We start from the raw sequence: 245 nt of genomic DNA on the forward strand, positions 1-245 counted from the left end.
ATGAAAATCAGCGCCGGTGTTTTGAATAAAGCGATTTTAGAGTGTCTTGCCACCCCTAACAGTGTGCCGAAAGAGAGCGCTAACACCATGCTCCATAAACTTAAACGCAGTGTTGCGACCAAGCCTTGGAAGAAATAAGGGACACTGCCTTGAGAAGGTGGAATGAAGATCAGTGTGAACGCGTCTTCCCAGCGCCACTGGTAATTAATACCGACAGCAGAGCGATAATAAAGCCAACCTGCGAA

Annotated in this window: 1 protein-coding gene; it reads right to left on the bottom strand. The window is 47.3% G+C overall.

Annotated features, from left to right (window positions below; all coding sequences use genetic code 11):
- On the bottom strand, positions 1 to 245 hold a 245-nt coding region (locus RG959_RS24750), incomplete at both ends, for an ABC transporter permease (protein ID WP_483298929.1).

The sequence above is a fragment of the Domibacillus sp. 8LH genome, from assembly GCF_038806185.1.
Lineage (GTDB): Bacteria > Bacillota > Bacilli > Bacillales > Domibacillaceae > Domibacillus > Domibacillus indicus_A.